Annotated in this window: 14 protein-coding genes; 9 read left to right on the top strand and 5 right to left on the bottom strand. The window is 26.4% G+C overall.

Annotated features, from left to right (window positions below):
• Positions 1–741: 741 nt before the first annotated feature.
• Positions 742–1,500, top strand: coding sequence for a hypothetical protein (locus MBCUT_RS01720; RefSeq protein WP_157082426.1), 759 nt, complete (start codon positions 742–744; stop codon positions 1,498–1,500).
• Positions 1,501–1,720: 220 nt separating this feature from the next.
• Here MBCUT_RS01720 and queC read toward each other — a convergent pair whose 3' ends face one another.
• A complete protein-coding gene (gene queC, locus MBCUT_RS01715; protein WP_067258060.1) occupies positions 1,721–2,419 on the bottom strand; it encodes a 7-cyano-7-deazaguanine synthase QueC in 699 nt (232 codons plus the stop codon).
• 239 nt (positions 2,420–2,658) lie between these two features.
• On the bottom strand, positions 2,659–3,942 hold the full coding sequence (gene larC, locus MBCUT_RS01710; RefSeq protein WP_067258057.1) for a nickel pincer cofactor biosynthesis protein LarC: 1,284 nt from the start codon (positions 3,940–3,942) through the stop codon (positions 2,659–2,661).
• A 512-nt stretch (positions 3,943–4,454) separates the two neighbouring features.
• On the opposite strand from larC, the gene MBCUT_RS11505 reads away from it, so the two are divergent.
• The 4 genes from MBCUT_RS11505 to MBCUT_RS01690 all read left to right on the top strand — a co-directional run bounded on the left by MBCUT_RS11505 (position 4,455) and on the right by MBCUT_RS01690 (position 7,958).
• Positions 4,455–5,612 carry a phosphatidylglycerophosphatase A gene (locus MBCUT_RS11505; RefSeq protein ID WP_067258054.1) on the top strand — a complete coding sequence of 386 codons (1,158 nt, stop codon included), beginning with the start codon at positions 4,455–4,457 and terminating at the stop codon, positions 5,610–5,612.
• A gap of 333 nt (positions 5,613–5,945) precedes the next feature.
• Positions 5,946–6,740, top strand: a complete 795-nt coding sequence (gene cobS / locus MBCUT_RS01700; RefSeq protein WP_067258049.1) for an adenosylcobinamide-GDP ribazoletransferase — start codon at positions 5,946–5,948, stop codon at positions 6,738–6,740.
• A 135-nt stretch (positions 6,741–6,875) separates the two neighbouring features.
• Positions 6,876–7,430, top strand: a complete 555-nt coding sequence (locus MBCUT_RS01695; protein WP_067258047.1) for a hypothetical protein — start codon at positions 6,876–6,878, stop codon at positions 7,428–7,430.
• A gap of 21 nt (positions 7,431–7,451) precedes the next feature.
• Positions 7,452–7,958 carry a fumarate hydratase C-terminal domain-containing protein gene (locus MBCUT_RS01690; RefSeq protein ID WP_067258043.1) on the top strand — a complete coding sequence of 169 codons (507 nt, stop codon included), beginning with the start codon at positions 7,452–7,454 and terminating at the stop codon, positions 7,956–7,958.
• Positions 7,959–8,100: 142 nt separating this feature from the next.
• Here the strand turns inward: MBCUT_RS01690 and mfnA are convergent, their stop codons facing one another.
• From mfnA to rplJ, 3 genes are all read right to left on the bottom strand, one after another.
• A complete protein-coding gene (gene mfnA, locus MBCUT_RS01685) occupies positions 8,101–9,273 on the bottom strand; it encodes a tyrosine decarboxylase MfnA (protein WP_067258040.1) in 1,173 nt (390 codons plus the stop codon).
• A 1,044-nt stretch (positions 9,274–10,317) separates the two neighbouring features.
• The gene (gene ppsA / locus MBCUT_RS01680) at positions 10,318–12,606 is read right to left on the bottom strand and encodes a phosphoenolpyruvate synthase (protein ID WP_067258033.1); all 2,289 of its coding nucleotides are present in this window, start codon (positions 12,604–12,606) and stop codon (positions 10,318–10,320) included.
• 380 nt (positions 12,607–12,986) lie between these two features.
• Entirely contained in the window at positions 12,987–13,469 is a 483-nt protein-coding gene (rplJ, locus tag MBCUT_RS01675; RefSeq protein WP_067258029.1) for a 50S ribosomal protein L16, read from the bottom strand.
• An 821-nt stretch (positions 13,470–14,290) separates the two neighbouring features.
• On the opposite strand from rplJ, the gene MBCUT_RS01670 reads away from it, so the two are divergent.
• From MBCUT_RS01670 to serS, 4 genes are all read left to right on the top strand, one after another.
• Positions 14,291–14,872, top strand: coding sequence for a sugar O-acetyltransferase (locus MBCUT_RS01670; RefSeq protein WP_067258025.1), 582 nt, complete (start codon positions 14,291–14,293; stop codon positions 14,870–14,872).
• A gap of 233 nt (positions 14,873–15,105) precedes the next feature.
• Positions 15,106–15,882, top strand: coding sequence for an ATP-binding protein (locus tag MBCUT_RS01665; RefSeq protein ID WP_067258022.1), 777 nt, complete (start codon positions 15,106–15,108; stop codon positions 15,880–15,882).
• 267 nt (positions 15,883–16,149) lie between these two features.
• Positions 16,150–16,392, top strand: a complete 243-nt coding sequence (locus MBCUT_RS01660; RefSeq protein ID WP_067258019.1) for a KEOPS complex subunit Pcc1 — start codon at positions 16,150–16,152, stop codon at positions 16,390–16,392.
• Positions 16,393–17,110: 718 nt separating this feature from the next.
• On the top strand, positions 17,111–18,703 hold the full coding sequence (gene serS, locus MBCUT_RS01655) for a serine--tRNA ligase (RefSeq protein ID WP_067258016.1): 1,593 nt from the start codon (positions 17,111–17,113) through the stop codon (positions 18,701–18,703).
• Positions 18,704–19,040 lie beyond the last annotated feature (337 nt).

The following is a 19,040-nucleotide window of genomic DNA, read 5'->3' as shown; positions in this document are numbered from 1 at the left end:
AATAAATAGAAAAAATTTGTTAGTCATCTAAAGAACAGTTAGTATCCTATTAAACTATTAACTTTTAACTACTGGACAAACATACTTATAGCAATTACCCATATATAAAGATATCACTTCTACACACTCCAAAACAAAAACAAAGATAAATTACAAAGCAGGAACAAAACCATAGACTACCCCCCCCCCCCTAAACATATAAACAACACACAAATAAAAAAACAAGAAATAAGTAAAAAAAATCAAGCCTTTTACAAAAATAACCTATCTAACCCATCATCTAATTTTCCACTGATTCTTTTCATTTAAGTAACTATCACGAAAAAATTCTTAAATTATTAAATAGCTGTCTTGATAAATCTAATGATCAAAAAACAATTATAAACACACACGATTTCTTAAAATTTTTCCTTTTTATATGAAAAATCTTATTTAAGATTATTTTATTTTTTTTAGATTTTCTATAAATCTTTTATGCTTTTTAAACAAATTTTAAATATTGAGAAAAATTATATAATTTAACTTGATCTTAACCCCATTAGAATGTGAAAATTTTTAAATAGCAATATTTTTATTCTAGTAATAACATAAAATTATTATCTAATCTTATTGAAAGATTTTTATTCCAGTAATAACATAAAATTATTATCTAATCTTATTGAAAGATTTTTATTCTAGTAATAACATAAAATTATTATCTAATCTTATTGAAAGTCATGTAACAATGATCATGTGATAATTATGTCAAAAACACGTAAGAATAACTCAGGTCTGTTGAAATCTGATAAAAAACATTATTCATTCCGATTGAGTGAACACTTAATGGATGAATTGAAAAATTATGCTGAATTAAAAGGAAATACAGTTACAGAAATTATAACAGAATCTATCGAAGATAGACTAAATGGAAAAGTTCTAAGTAAATATGAATCAGATAACTTAATACCAGTTTATCTATCAGAAGCCATAGCTATAAAAGCAGAAAAAGAAGGTAAAGATTTAAATGAGTCTATTGATGAAATATTAGGTTATATTAAGTGGAATAACCATCTAGATGTTTGGAATGGGTCAACATATTGTTATAACACAGAACATCAGCATAGAGGATTAGGTTCTATCAAAGTAAATGGTGAAACAAAATATGTTAGAATAATCACAGATATTCATGAAAATAATTTAAAAAACACAAATAAAAATTACCTAAACTTCAAAGAAATGTTAAATATTAAACCTAATTTAATAATAGCTTATATTATACCTAAATCAGTTGCAATAAGGGATATTGTAGAAAGTAAAAATTATGATTTGTTAATAATGTATCCTGAATTACATGATAAAACTTTAAACTATAATCAAGATACTGAATTTATTAGCTTACAAGGAAAACTAAAGAATTATCTTACAAAAAACAAAAAAGATCTCAACAAAATTAAAGATGAAATAAGAAAAGAAATTAAAGAAGAAATTATAGGTAATCTTAGAAAGGATATCATCACATAAGATTAAAACGAGCCAAAATAAGATGTCAGAAATAGATAAACCTATCATGAAAGGATATGATCACATAAGATTAAAACTGATGAATGCATAGAAATTTTAAAAATAAAGCAAACCACATACAAATTTTAAAAATCATAAACAATAGATATTTTCTGATTCACAAAATATAGCTATTCTGTACAAATTGAGATAACTCCCAATAGATAATAAATAGAATTGGTTATTCTAAATATTCAGTGGGATCAGCTATTTCACTTTCAATAAAAGCTCTTTTTCTTCGAAGACATGATTCACATATACCACAATGTTTTTTATTATCAGTATAACAAGAATAGCTGAGTTCCAAAGGAGCATCAACTTTTTTACCTAATTCCACTATTTCTTTTTTATTTAAATCAATAGCTGGTGCTTTAATTTCAACAGTTTTCTTTGTGCCAATATATATCATATCATTGAAGCTTTCTAAAAATTCTTTAGAGTTATCTGGAAAAGTGTTGGCCTCTTCTTTATCCCAACCAACGATTATTATATCTGCATCTTCTGCTTCAGCATAAGAAGTAGCTATTGCTGTAAAAACTATATTACGACCTGGAACCCATACTTTACTTGCAGAATCCTCAGTTAATTCTTTATCATCAAGTTCATCCATACTAAGCAATGGTAACTTCTCTTCACTTGTTAAAGCAGAGTTTCCTAAATTACTTAGCCATGGTAAAGCAATAACACTATGTTTAAATCCTAATTTCTCACAAATTTTTTTAGAAGCATGAATTTCAGATTCAACACTCCTTTGGCCGTAGTCAAATGTTATTGCATGAATATCATAATTATCTTTGTAAAAAGAAGTGGCTACAGTTGAGTCCAATCCTCCAGATAAAACAGAAATTGCTTTTTTAGTTTTTTTATTATAGGAACTCATTTTTACTAAAATTTCCTTTTTCTTTTGTTTTTATTTTATTTTACTTGATTTTTTTATTTTCTATTCTATGATTTATTATTTTTATTTTACTTGATTTTTTTATTTTCTATTCTATGATTTATTATTTTTATTTTACTTGATTTTTTTATTTTCTATTCTATGATTTATTATTTTTATTTTATTTTCTTATTTTTTCTAGTATATTATTAATTTCAATATTAAGATTAATAGCTATGTAATTAAAATTTGTTATTATAATCATTCTCTAAATGTTTTTTAATCTCAAAATTAGCTATTTCTATAATTTTATTTAAAGGAAGATTGGTGGTTGATGCAATTTTTCGAATATCTTCATATTCTGGTCTAGAAGATATTATTTTATTGTTCATTATTCCAATTTTAAATCTAATTTTTTTCATTCCTTGTATATCAATATCTAGAGAAATTATTTCCCTTTTTGCTATTCCTCTATGGGTTTGAGGATAAACTCTTATTCCTAATGTACCTGTTTCTTCAAATATAGTGGATAAAATCTTTTCAGTGTCCATTGGTTTAGTTATTACTTTAATTATTTGACCAGGTCTACCCTTTTTCATGATTGTTGGAATTATTGAAACATCTCTTGCTCCAATTTCAAATAGTTTATCAAATAGGTATCCTAAAGTTTCACCATTTAGATGATCAATATTAGTTTCAATGACATCTATTTTTTGAACATCTATAACAGAATACCCTTGAATCATTCTTAAAACATTTGGAAAATCAAGATCTTTTTTTCCTGCACCATAAGCTACTTTTTGTGTTTTTATCATTGGTTGAAAATCTTTAAATTCATCACATAGCTCCATATAGAGTGCAGCACCTGTGGGGGTAGCTAATTCTGTATTTACAGGCCCCCCAAAACAATTGACTCCTTTTAATATTTCTAAAGTTGCAGGAGAAGGTATAGGAATCCTCCCATGACTTCCACTAGTTGTTCCTCCACCTAAAGCTATCGGAAGTCCAATAACCTTTTTTTCATCACATCCAGATGCATAATATCCAAAAACAGATCCAAAAACATCAGCTACTGCATCAGCAGCTCCAACTTCATGAAAATGAATTTGTTCGATAGATTTACCATGAATAATTGATTCAGAACTAGCTATTCTTTTAAAAACATTTTTTGATAGATTTATCACTTGATTATCTATTAAATCACTATTGTTTTCATTTTTGTTTATATTGTTTATATTATCTAAAAAATTTTTATAAGAAATAAAATGCTTATTTTCAGAATCTGAGCTCTCATTGAAGTTAATCATGTTTAAATCAGACCCATCTACTGTTTCAACATCTAAATATGTAGATTGAATTCCATTTTTATTTATTTTTTCAATATTAACTTTGACTCCACCAAAATCAGCGGTTGCGGTTTCCATAACCTCTTTCATTTCTTTTTCATTTACACCCAAATCAACGAAAGCACCTGCGATCATATTTCCAGCTATTCCTGCATTTTGAGGATCAATAATAAGAACCATAAGCAATACCTTCTAATATTTCCAATAAATTTATTTTAATTAATTATTTCAATAATCATGAATTAATAGAATGATAATTATAGAATATATATAAGAATTTTACAATCCTAAACTAATAAATAAATTAATGATTTTATAAATCAAATTATAAGCAAAGTTTATAAATCAAATTATAAGCAAATTTTACAAATTAAACTATAAGCAAAGTTTATAAATTAAACTATAAGCAAATTTTATAAATTAAAGTATAAGTGAAGTTTATAAATTAAACTATGAGCAAAGTAATTAAAGCATTATTCAGTAATTATATTTTAATTAGATTTAATCATAATAATATTTATAATATTAAATTGAGTTAAATTTAATGATTAAATTAATTATGTATTAAATCATAAATAATATTTTGGAATATTCAATTCTTTAAATATCATAATAAAAAAAATTGAAATAAAAATAAATGGAATTAAAGTTGAATAAAAATTATAAATACTAATATTTAGGGATAGGATATTATGGGAAATAACAAGAGTAAAAAAATAGAAAAGAAAATTTTTGATAACATACAGATCATTAAAGATCATGATTCCATTTGCATAAATACTGATGATTACTTTCTTGCAGTGAATGATTTAGATGTTTCAAATGGAATAGATATAATTAAAAATCTGGTTATTTTATCCCCTAATACATTTAAAAACAGTGAATTGAATGAAAGTTATATAGCCCATGCTTTTGAAAATAAAAATTTTTTTATAGAAGAATCTCACGGAATGGCTATTTTGAATTTTGCAGATAATTCCTTACGAAGAATGAATATAACAAATAATTTAAGAGTTGTTGAGAATCCCAGTGGACTTCAAAATGCTAAAATGGATTTGAGTCAAATAATAATAATTAATGAAGAATTAAACTTAAAAGAAATCTTAGAATTCCATAAAATAGCTATTGAAACTAAAGTTAAATATTTTGAATACCAAAAATTCCCAGACCACATTCAAGAGGTCTTAAATAACAATGAGTTTCTAGTAATAGCTTGTCCTATTTCTAAATATAAAATAGACAATGATAATAATGAAATTTCTCAAATATTAGAAAATTCATTTAATAGTGAATCTACAAATAAAGAAGAATCTGAAAAAATATATTCTACTCGAAAAAAAGAGCTATTAAAAATAAAAAATGAAATGGTGAAATCAATAATAAGAAGTTCAAAACACTTTTTAGACAATATTAATATTGATTTTGGGATATTAGATTACATTTTTGCTGAAGGAATTACAATAGACCATCTTGTTGATGCAGGAATGGAGCTTTGTGTTGGAATTGAAGAAACTCAAGAACTGAGAGATAAATTAAAAGCTCAAATTTTCCTTTCTTTAGAAGATATCAATGTTATAGCTCTACTTATATCAGCTATTAGATGTGAAGATGATTTTCAAAATAATAGAGTTAGAGAGGTTGATGTAGAAGATGATCCTGCATATTTATACACAGATGAAGTGTTAGGAATGGCAATAGCTAATCAGATAGCAGGAACCAAAGCTACATTTAACTTCAAAAGATATGATGAGGAAAAACCTGGAATACTCTCTGGATTAGGACCAATGGTTGATGATATTTTTGCAGGATTGATAGCAGGATGCATGTCTAAAATCTTTGAAGAACATTAAAATGAAATTCAGAAAAAAATACAAAATTAAAATCAAATTCAAAAATAAACATAATATTAAAACAAAAATAAAATCAAATTCAAAAATAAACATAATATTAAAACAAAAATCAAATCAAATTCAAAAATAAACATAATATTAAAACAAAAATAAAATCAAATTCAAAAATAAACATAATATTAAAACAAAAATAAAATCAAATTCAAAAATAAACATAATATTAAAACAAAAATAAAATCAAATTCAAAGACAATTACAACATTAAAACAAAATTAAAAAATTGGAATAATATTAAAAACTGAGTATTAAAAATAGCTAAAGGTATGAATTAATATGTCAAATCTGAATAAAGATAAAGATGACTATTTTGAAGAAAAATCGTCTATTTTAAATTCTATAGGAGGGCTCATTACATTTTCAACAATAATGCCATTGAATATATACACTAGAATTGAAGATATGGCAAAATTAACATGGTTTTGGCCATTTATTAGTTTTTTAGTGGGAATAATTGGAGCTATTATTAGTTATTTCCTTGTTAATGTTTTATTAATACCTCCCATAATATGTGCAGCTATTATTTATGGTTTTTTTTTAATGTTCAATGGTTATCATCATTTAGACGGATTGTTAGATTTTGGTGATGCTTTAATGGTTCATGGAACTCCTGAGAAGAAATTAGCTGTGATGCGAGATTCTATGGTGGGAACTGGAGGAATAGCTTTATTTTTCATAGTTGGAATTATCACCATAACTTCATTCAATTCTATTCTTGCATTTGGATTATTCGGTGCCATAATAGTGTCGGAAATGGCAGGCAAAATAGGATTAATTAGCTGTTGTATATCCTCAAAACCAGGTCAGGATGGTACAGGACGATTTTTCATTGAATTTATGACTATTCCGAAATATCTTCTTTCAGTTCTAATAGCTATAATTATATCTTATTCCTTAGTTAGCTATGTGGGAATCTTTGGAGTTATTGGAGGGATTTTTGGAGGAGCTTTAATATCTTATTTAGGGAAAAAACATTTCAAAATAGCTACTGGAGATGTTTTAGGAGCTTCTAATGAAGTAGGAAGATTATTTTCACTGCTTGTGATGGTAATAGCTTTTACTTGGATTTAAAGAAACTTTAATTATCTTAATAATCTAATGCTACATAAATATAAACTTAGTTAAGCCTGCTTTAGTATAGAACTAACTGCAAATTTTATTATAAAGATTTTATTTATGAATTTTATGAATACTAATTGTGATTATATGAATATTAACGTATTAAGACTTGATCATAGAGTAAAAAGAGATGTGAGAATAACTACACATGTTTGCTTAACAGCACGAGCTTTTGGAGCTTCAAAAATATATTTGAGTGGAGAAGAAGATGAAAAGCTTATGAAAAATGTTGAAGATGTTGTAACACGCTGGGGAGGTTCTTTTGAAATAGCTTATAAAAAAAATTACATGAATCTCATTGATGAATGGCAAAACAATGGTGGAGAAGTTATTCATCTAACCATGTATGGTTCTCAAGTCCAAAATGTTGTAGAAGAAATAAAAAGCTCTGAAAAAGATAAATTAATAGTAGTTGGAGGCTCAAGAGTCCCAACAAAAATCTATAAAAAATCAGACTGGAATGTTTCAGTTACAAATCAACCTCACTCTGAAGTCTCTTCCTTAGCTGTTTTTCAACATATGATAATGGATGGCGAAGAGTTCAATCTAGATTTCAATGATGCTATATTCGAAGTTGTGCCTGTAGCTGAAGGTAAACAAGTAAACATACATGAAAATAATGAAAAAATTAATGATTTTTAAAATAACTTAAATTTGGTTATTATGAAAAAAATAGAAACTCCAATAACAGATGATGATATTGAAAAATTAAAAGTTGGAGATAAAGTATCCATCACTGGGACAATTTACACTGGAAGAGATGCGGTTCTGCCAAAATTAGTAGATTTAATAAATAATAAGAAGACAGCTAAAATCCCTTTTGATATTCAAGGAATAGCTATTATGCATACCGCTGTTAGTGAGGCAGGAGTAGCCACTACTACTAGTAATAAAGATGAAATAGAATCTTCTATCCCAATATTAGCTAAAGCAGGTGTTAAGATTCATATAGGGAAAGGAAAACTTAGTAAAAAGACAGTGAATGATTTAAACGAATTAAATTCTATTTTTGTAATAACTCCCCCTATAGCAGCACTTATTACACACAATATTAAGGCAAAAAAAGTAATTATGTTTGAAGAAGAAGGAATAGAAGCTATTTATGAATTAAAAGTTGAAAATATCCCTGGAATTGTAGCTATTGCCAATGCAAAATCTATTTTTAGCTGACTTTTAATACAAGGTATTTAAAATGAAGAATTTCTAAGAAATAAATCATAAAAATAAAAATGATTCATAAAACACACACATGAAAACATTGATTAAATTAAAAGTACCATGGCTTATTTGCTATAGAAAACATTGCAAATAGCTAAATATTCAAGTTACTTTTAATTTTCCTTAAGGTAGATAAAAAATCCACTAAATGTATATGAGATATATGTCCCATTATAACAATTCTAATAGCTTTAGGATAATTTGAAGTTGAAACCATCCATCCCTCCTCTTCAAGAATATTGGCTAATTCATCTGTTGGAATTTTTGGATGATTAAAAGCAACAATATTAAGTTCTGGATTAACTACTACTTCAAAATCCTCTTTATGCAGAGCATCAGCTAAAAAGGATGTGTTTATCATACATTCATTAGCTAATGTTTCATAACCTTCACTACCAATATATTTCATTACAGCCCAAGTAGCTGCAGCTGGAGCTCCAAGACGTGTCCCTACTATTGTAGATTGTTCTTTTGATGTTAGATATGGTGCCTCCACAGACATGATATCTAAATACTTTTTTTCTCTAAATATTATACATCCTGAAGGTATAGGAGCTAGCCCCATTTTATGAGGATCTACTGTAATGGATGAAACTCCAGGTAATCTGAAATCAAATTGAGGTAATTTGTAACCAATATTATTCAAAAAAGGAATAGAAAAACCACCAAATGCTGCATCTACATGAAGATATAGATCATTCTCAATAGCTATTTCAGATAATTCTTCGATTGGATCGATAACTCCAAGCTCTGTTGTTCCAGCCACTCCCACAATAGCTATCGTGTTATTAGTTATATTCTCTTTAAGAGAATTAATACTCAGCTTATAATTTCCATCAAGATCCGCTTCAATTAATTTTAATCCCAAGATATCTGAAGCTTTCTCAAAAGAAAAATGAGCTGATTTCGGAACTATTATTTCAGGAGATTCTATCTTTTTATTTTTTTTAGCTGTGTTTCTAGCAGCTCTCATAGCCATTAAATTAGCTTCAGTTCCCCCAGTTACAATGTTTCCAAAAGGAGAATCAATGGAAAGAAATGATCCTATGTCTTTGATAACTTCTTCCTCAAGATATTGCGTCCCTTTAAAAAGTCCAGGATCTCCAAGATTAGCATCTAAAAAATCACAGAATACTTTTTTCGCTAAAGGATCTGCTTTTGTACACATAGACCCTAAAATTCTTCCAGTTGAATATTCAAAGTCTTTAGCTTTCAAGCTAGCTAATTCCTCCAATATCTCTTTCTCTTCTAATGGTTCTTTATTCATTTAAATTACCTTATTAAATAATAGCTAGATTAATATATTAATGGATAACTCTTAAAACAATAAATATTATTAATGGATAACTCTTAAAACAATAAATATTATTAATGGATAACTCTTAAAACAATAAATATTATTAATGGATAACTCTTAAAGCAATAAATATTATTAATGGATAACTCTTAAAGCAATAAATATTATTAATGGATAACTCTTAAAGTAATAAGTTTAATAATATTAATTAATTACTATATAACTTAATACTGTTATATTTAAAATTTTATATTTAATGATATAATAAACTATAATGTTTTATTAAAAATTATCATAAATTCAAACTTTAGGATTTTTATAAAAATCTTTTAGAAATTCTTTAATCAAATAATTTGTTATAAAATATGAAATAAATATATTAGAATTTTTATATTATTTCAATATATATTGAGGAAAACTCATGATTTTTTTATTAATATTTTATTATTATTATTATTATTATTTCATTGAGCATTTTATGTGTTTTCTTTCTGTCTCCTAGGATATTCTTTTTGAGTTGTATGTTATTGGCATTGATTTAGTAGTATTTTGTGAGAACAATGAATATCTGCATTTAAAGGATATCTGTCAATAATAATAATATCTGTCATTAATATTTTTAAAATAAACCTTTCCAACATGTTAAATTAAACAACAAAGAAATAATCCTTCTGGAATCAAGTTATAAAACTTCATAGGATCTAAAAGCTGTTGATTAATTGAATCATCTATAAAAAAATGAAAAACAACCAAATTGATATCCTAATAACTATAAATATAGATTATAGCTCATACTATAAATAATATATAGTGTGAGACATTTTTTGGAAAAATTTTAAAATATAATAAGTGTTATGATGATTTAAAACGTAATGATAAAAATGATAATAAAATAATGATAATAAAATAATAATAAAAATGAAAAAGTAGTAAATCAATTAAAAATAATAATAAAAATGAAATGAAAAAGTAGTAAATCAATTAAAAATATTTAATAATTGATTTGAATTTTGATTATTTTTGTTTTCTTGCAGCATCTAATATTAGTTTTTGTTCTGATCTAGCTACAGCACGTCTAACATCAGCTACAGCATCAGTATTAGCAGAAACACTAGATATTCCAATTTCAACTAGTTTTTCAACAATATGTGGTTTACTACCTGCTTGACCACAGATACTTGTATTGACTCCTGCCTCATTACATTTATTAATTACCATTTCAATTAATTTCAACACTGCAGGATGTTCTTCAGAATAATTACTAGCCACTAATTCATTATTTCTATCTACTGCAAGAGTGTATTGAGTTAAATCATTGGTTCCAAGACTTATGAAATCAAGTCCAACATCTATGAAATCATCTATCATAAGAGCTGCTGCAGGTGTTTCAACCATAATACCAAAATCAACATCAATATGAGGCCTAATTCCTACTTCTTCAGCTATTTCTTTAGCTTTTTTAAGTTCTTCTGGACTTTGCGATAATGGAATCATGATGCCTATGTTACTATATCCTTGTTCATATAACTTTTTAATAGCTTTAAATTCTGCTCTTAAAATTTCAGGTTCATCTAATTCCCTTCTTATTCCTCTCCAACCAAGCATTGGGTTGTGTTCATATGGTTCATTTTCTCCACCATCCAATGTTTTGAATTCATCAGTTGGTGCATCCAATGTCCTGTACCAAACTGGTTTTGGATAGAAAACATCTACAACTTTTAAAATGTTTTCTACAAGCATTTTTACAAGTTCATCCTCTTTACCATCGCTGATGTATTTTTTAGGGTGGACCCCAGAAGTTAACATCATATGTTCTGTTCTAAGAAGTCCTACTCCGTCTGCTCCAGTGGCTTCTGCTTTTTTAGCAGCTTCCGGCATACTTACATTAACTTTTACTTGTGTTACTGTAATTATTGGAGCTTCTACTGTTGCATTTGCTTTATCCTCTTGTTTGTTTTCTTTAATGTTGAAGATTCCTTCATAAATTAGGCCTTTTTTACCATCTAATGTTACTTTAGTATTTTCTGCAAGAGTTTCAGTAGCATCACCAGTACCTACAACACAAGGAATTCCTAACTCTCTTGAGATAATAGCTGCATGGCAGGTTACTCCCCCTTCATCAGTAATTATACCACTAGATCGTTTCATAGCTGGAACCATGTCTGGAGTTGTCATTGTTGTGACCATGACATCTCCTTTTTTAATTTTGTCTAATTCATCAATTTTATGGATGATTCTAACTTCACCAGAGGCTATACCTGGACTTGCACCAAGACCCTTTACAATAACTTTTCTACTCTCTAAACTTTCTCCACTTTCACTATCTTCTCCATTGGTACCATTTTCTCCTAGAGTAGTGATAGGTCTAGATTGTAACATGTATAATTTGTTATCATGAAATGCCCATTCTGTGTCTTGAGGAGCATCATAATGTTTTTGAATTCTTTTACCCATATTAGTTAATTCTAATAGCTCATTTTCAGATAAAACTCGTTTCTTTCGAAGATTTTCTGGAACATCAATTTTTACTGTTTCACCACTAGCTATTTTTTTAAACATTATCTTTTTATTGTTAACAATGACATTTTCTATCTTATCATTATTTTTATCAACATAATATGTATCTGGAGTAACAGAACCAGAAACAACGGCTTCTCCTAATCCCCAGGAAGCTTCAATTAATGCTACATTTTCACCAGTTGAAGGGTTAACAGTGAACATTACTCCTGCTTTTTCAGCTTCAACCATTTCTTGAACAACCACAGCTATATAAACTTTAGAATGTTCAAAATTATTTTCTTCCCTGTAGAAAATAGCTCTTGCTTCAAAAAGAGATGCCCAACATTTTTGAACATACTTTACAACATCTTCACTTCCTTTGATATTCAAAAAAGTGTCTTGTTGGCCAGCAAAGGAAGCTTCTGGTAAATCTTCAGCGGTTGCAGAAGATCTAACAGCTACTAGAGCGTCTTCTTCCCCAATTCTTTGACAAAGCTCATTGTAAGCTTCAATGATTAAAGCAGCAATGTCTTCAGGGATCTTAGTTTCTACAATAATCTTTTTAATTTTTTCAGCAGAATTTTGAAGTTCTTTACTTTTATTAATATCAATTTTATTTAGTATATTCATTATCTTATCAGATATTCCAGTATCATTCATGAACTTAATATAAGTTTCTGCAGTTACTATAAAACCAGGAGGGACAGGTATTCCTGCTTGAGTCAGTTCCCCTAGATTAGCTCCTTTTCCACCAGCAACTCCAACATCCTTTTTATTTATACTTTCAAACTTTGCAACATACATTGTTTCATCCTTAATATTATTTTGAATCTAAACATTGTCTAAATGTGATGAATATAAAATATGAATATAAACTATAAAATATTAACTATTATTAATACAATTATATAAATATATGAATAAAATATAAATTATTAACTATTATTAATATAATTATATAAATATATGAATAAAATATAAATTATTAACTATTATTAATATAATTATATAAATATAGGAGTAATATAATTATAAAATATAGGAATAAAATATAATTAAGCATATACTAAAAATAAGTATACACTAAAAATACTTTTTTACAATATTCATTATTTGAATAGATATAATAAATAATCTTCAAAACTCATGTTGTTATTAGTAATTAGCCAATTCTCTCAAATTAGCTATTTGACTAATTCTTCTCCTTTTTCAACTACTATTTTACAAGAAACTGGTAACTTCATTGCTGCTCTTCTTAAAGCTTCTTTAGAATCAAAGAAATATTTTTTAGTTGTATCAACGCTGATAACTTTTTGATTCCTTTTAACAACTGCTTCAGCACTAACTGCTTTACCAAAAGCTTTTCTCATACCATCTTGCACCCTATCAGCACCTGCACCAGTAGCCATTGGATTTTCTCTAACAATTTGATGAGGATAAACTCTTATTTTCAAGTGATATCCTAATCTACCTGCCTTTCTTTGCATATATCTGTTAGAAGCAATACGTGCAGCTTCTAAAGCATTGTGAGTTAAACGAGCAGGCTCTTTCACAGCTAAACTTACTTTAACAGGAAATTCATCTGTTAAATTTCCCATATCATATTGAACTATCCTTGAACCTGGGATTTTTCTTATATATTCTCTTCTTGTATAAGCACGAACCATTAGTAGTCCTCCAAATAATAATTTCTATCAAAATGATGTTTAATAAAATATTGGATTATTCTAATCCTAATATCATAAAATTAAATCTTTATAAGATCGATATTATAAAATTTAATATTAAAAATACATCTAATTTAATGATTAATGTAATTATAATTGTTATAATTTTATACTATTAATATAGATAGAATAAATATATTTATTTTTATAACCATTAATAAATGTTTTTATAACAGTCATCACAAGAATAATTCTTAAGATTAAAAAAATAAATTCAAAATCAAATAAGATATAAAATTAATGATGAACCTTTATATTAATAATATATTATTGTCTAAAATATATAATATTTTCTACCAATTAAATTCCATAAAATTAATAAGCTAATTTTTAAATGTCAAATAGTTTATTTGGTCTTTTTGTTAAATATCTATTAATTATATTATTATATTATTATATTTCTAATATTATAGCAGATTTTTAATATTATAACAATTTAGTAATTATAATATTTCTAGAAAAGTCACTAAATTTTGAAAATAAATTGACCATACTATATTTCCATTATTTTTTAAGAAATATTAAGATATTTAATAAACAATTAATTTTATATTAGTAATCTCTTATTTTAAGTTCAATTAACTAAATTTGAATAATATCTAACATTATTATACTAGTTAATACATAATTAATATCAAGTAACATTATTATTTCATTTAAATAGTTAATAAATTATGATAAAACTTTTAGAATATTTTAGTAATTTTATTAACTTTATTAGATGTGGTTTTAATCATTATCAAAATATTAAGAGGATTATTATGAAAAAAGAAAAAGAAAAAATGTTAAATGGAGAATCATACGATCCCAATGATGAAGAATTAATAACCCGTTGGCATTTAGCTAAAAAATTAATTAAACAATTTAATTCAACTGATACAAGTGAAGAAGATGAGATAGAGAAGATACTATATAAATTACTTGGATTCAAGGGGAAAAATACTCGTATTGTACCACCATTTTTTGTAGATTATGGTACTAACATTTATCTAGGAGATGATGTTGAAATAAACATGAACTGTGTGTTTTTAGATTGTAATAAGATTGTTATTGGAGATAAATCTGGAATAGGGCCCAATGTTCAAATTTATGCTGTAACTCATCCTATAAAACCTAAAGAGAGAATAATAAATGAAAAAAATGAAAATTTATTTGCATGGAAAACTTCATCGGCTCCAGTTAATATTGGCAAAAATGTATGGATTGGTGGTGGAGCTATAATACTTCAAGGTGTGACTATTGGAGATAATACCACCATTGGTGCAGGAAGTGTGGTTACCAAATCTATTCCCAAAAATTCTGTGGCTGTTGGGAATCCATGCAAAGTTATTCGTAAAATATAAACATTAAAATAAATACTACACTCAAAAAATAAGAAAAATAAAAACAACATAAGAAGAAAAATAAAAATACTACAATAAGAAGAAAAATACTACAATAAGAAGAAAAATAAAAACAAGAATAAGAAGAAAAACAAGAATAAGAAGAAAAATAAAAACACTACAATCAAAAAAAAATAGAATAATAATAGAAACAAGAACCAAACTAATAAAAAAAATAAAAGAAGGTAAAAAAAGTGAAAATAGCTATTACTGGAAAAGGAGGGGTTGGTAAAACAACATTAGCAAGTACATTAGCTTGTATCTATTCAAAAAATCATGCAGTATTTGCCATTGATGCTGATCCTGATATGAATTTAGCTTCAAGTTTAGGAATTCATGAAAAAATTACCCCTATTTCCAAAATGAAAGAGCTTATAAAAGAGAGGACTGGGGCAGATGCTGGAGCTTCCTTTGGAGAAGTTTTCAAAATGAACCCTAAAATAAGTGATCTTCCAGATACTCTTTCTTATGACTACAAAAAGGATGGCTCATTAAAACTTATGGTAATGGGAACTGTAGAAAAAGGAGGAGAAGGCTGTATTTGTCCTGCTGCTGTTTTATTAAAAGCATTGCTTCGTAATATAATTGTAAAAAAAGAAGAAATTGTTATCTTAGATATGGAAGCAGGTATTGAACATTTAGGTAGAAAAACGGCAGAATCAGTTGATACAATGGTGATTGTTGTTGAACCTGGACTTAAATCCATAGAAACAGCTGAAAGAATTAAAAAATTAAGTGAAGATATTGGAATCAAAAATATAGTAGCTGTTTTAAACAAATGTTCAGCTCTAGAAGAAAAAGCTTTTGTAGAAAAGAAACTATCAAATTTGAAAATATTATTAATCGGAAGTATTCCTATTGATAAAAAAGTTGTGCTATCTGATATGGAAGGAAAACCTTTGATGAAATACAAAGATTCAATAGCTCTTAAATCTATGGTAAAAATAGCTAAATATCTAAAAAAAGAGTGAATAAATACCTTAATTTTACTAAATTTTCATCAAATCTTTTTTTTATAATATCTTTATATTCTTAATATAAAAAATATGATAGATAAAAATATATGCTATTAAAAACATATAAATAATCATAATAATTAATTTAGATTTAGGCATATCTTTATATTAATATACTTAACTATATTTTTATAGTAATTTGAGTAAAGGTAGGAGTCTAATATTCAAATTAAATATAATTTTTCTTAAACTAATTTTAAAAATAGAAGATGTTTGATTAAAATGAAAATCGATGCTAAAATTCAAATTGAGTATGGAAACTCAAAAGATGCTGATATATCATTTCAATCATTAGAGGTTGAAAATAAAGGATTTATCAAATCTAATAAAGAAGAAAATATATTAAATTATAATTTAAGTGCTGAATCACTTTCTACATTCCTATCTACGGTAGATGATTTAATATTCTCTGAAATATTAGTTGAAAAAGTTTTAAAATCGACATCGACACCTAAACATCAATAAAACAATTACAGTTTTTATTTAGTAATTTTATAATAATTTTGTTAATTTTAGAACTTATTAAAACTGCTGAAGACATTGCGAATATTTATTAAATATTCTTATTCTTTGATCATAATAGCTGAAAATTTTATATGATGCTATTTATGATGTAGTATTTTAATAATATAATTTAATTTAAGAATATAGTACTAAATATTCTATTAATAAGGGTATTTATTAGAAATTATTAATTACTGAAATTATTAATTACTAAAAACCAATATTATTAATAATTTATTGAAAATAGAATAGATTTTATTTTGATAGAATGATATCTCTATGAATAACAATTAAATGCTGATTAGAAAATTAATTGTTTGATTTGCAAACATTATCTATTTAATTGGATAATTAATAGAAGATAATTAGTTAAAAAGATTAATTAAGATATAAATAATAAAAAATATACTAACAATTAAAAAATATAATAAAAATCTAATAACGATTTAAAAAAAATATACTAACAATTAAAAAATATAATAAAAATCTAATAACGATTTAAAAAAAATATACTAACAATTAAAATACTAACAATTAAAAAATATAATAAAAATCTAATAACGATTTAAAAAAAATATACTAACAATTAAAAAATATAATAAAAATCTAATAACGATTTAAAAAAAATATACTAACAATTAAAAAATATAATAAAAAATATAACTATAATGGTGAGATTATGAGATTTCTACTTAACGGGACAATAACATTTAGTAAAAATGTCGAAGAAGCAGAACAGGAAATAGCTAAATTTCTTGATGATGCTAACAAAGAGCTATTACTTCGAGGTGTGAAAGAAGGTGATGAAGAAACAGGAGCAAGAATAACCCAATGGGATATTAAAGACAATGTGTTGTATCTTCAGATAAGATCTGGTCATAAAGTAAGATCTCATGATGCATTACTTAGACTTAAAAATCCTTTAACCCAAATAATTGGAAAGAAATATCACATAGGAGTCAGAAGTTTACATGTTGACAACTATGAAATTACTATTCCAACAGGAGAAGGAGAATATGATATCGATTTTTCTGCAGCTGAAAGTGCAGCTCAAATATCAGACATTAAAATAGGAAACAAGAATGTAATAATCACAATTGATAATATAGATGAATCTGATATCAAAAAACAGTCCACAAATCGTTTAATAAAACATATAACTATTAAACACGGAAATAAAACTAAAGATAATGTGGATAATGAAATTCCAATGAGTGAAAAACAAGATTTGACTTTTACTATGACTAAATCCACTCCTGGAGAAATAATAGCTGAGAGTCCAGAGTTTGAAACATATTTTGAAGAAGACGTTACAGAAAAAGCAATTGAACTTGGCTGGATTAAAAAATTTCCAGGACGAGGACAGTGGTTTTATGGTCCTCAAATGACAGCTTTACAAAGAATATTTGAAGACATCTTAATTGAAAATATAGTAAACAGACTAGAATTTGATGAATGTCTGTTTCCAAAATTAATTCCTGTTCCAGTGATGGATAAAATGAGATATCTAGATGGCCTTCCTGAAGGAATGTATTATTGTAGTGCTCCAAAAAGAGATCCTGAATTATTTAATAAATTTAAGCAAGAACTAGCTATTACTCGAGAAGTTCCAATGAATTTATTGAAAGAAGGATTAAAAGATCCAAACTATGTACTATCTGCAGCACAGTGTGAACCATTCTACGAATTTTTAAGTCATGAGGTTTTAGATGAGAAAGACTTGCCTATGAAACTTTATGATAAGAGTGGTTGGACCTACAGATGGGAATCTGGAGGAGCCAAAGGGATAGATCGTGTCCATGAATTCCAAAGAATCGAGCTAGTTTGGGTGGGGACACCTGAACAAACAAATGCTATTAGAGACAATACATTAGAATTATCCCATGAAATAGCAAATGAACTAGAATTAGAATGGTATACTGAAATAGGAGATGATCCATTCTATCTTGAAGGTAGAAAAGTTGAAAGTAGAGGAATAGAGTTTCCAGACATCCCAAAATATGAAATGAGACTCAAAGTCCCAGGAAGAGAAAAGGGAGTGGCTATCGTTTCTGCAAATGTTCATGGAACTCATTTTGTCGAAGGATTTTCTATTAGAGAAGCACATCAACATAAAATTTGGACAGGGTGTACTGGTTTAGGTTTAACAAGATGGCTATTTGGATTTTTAGCTCAAAAAGGATTCAACAAAGAAAATTGGCCTAAACTCATTCAAGAAAGATATAACACTACCAAAACACCAAAGATGATAACTTGGCCTACTAAGTCTTAATCATGACGATAGTAAAATATTAAAAGTGGTAAATTAGAGAATAAATTTTAGATAAGAAATTCTATATTTTCCTATTTCTATTTTTTTACTCCCATTTTCTATTTTTTATTCCTATTTCTATTTTTTCACTCCCATTTTCTATTTTTTCACTCATTTAATAGCTATTATATTTTAATATGTAATTATATGCTAAATATTTACTTTTTACTAGTTTTCATTATATGTGGAACTCAATTTTTTGGCAAACGTCATTATTTCAAATACTCTTTATTAATCTTTAAATTGAGATTAAAGACATTTTATACAATGAAATCATGTTTTTACCAATAAATTCGTG

Origin of the sequence: Methanobrevibacter cuticularis (assembly GCF_001639285.1) — an archaeon.
Taxonomy (GTDB): domain Archaea; phylum Methanobacteriota; class Methanobacteria; order Methanobacteriales; family Methanobacteriaceae; genus Methanobaculum; species Methanobaculum cuticulare.
The sequence above is the reverse complement of the archived record's forward strand: the minus strand, read 5'-3'. Positions and strand labels throughout refer to the sequence as shown.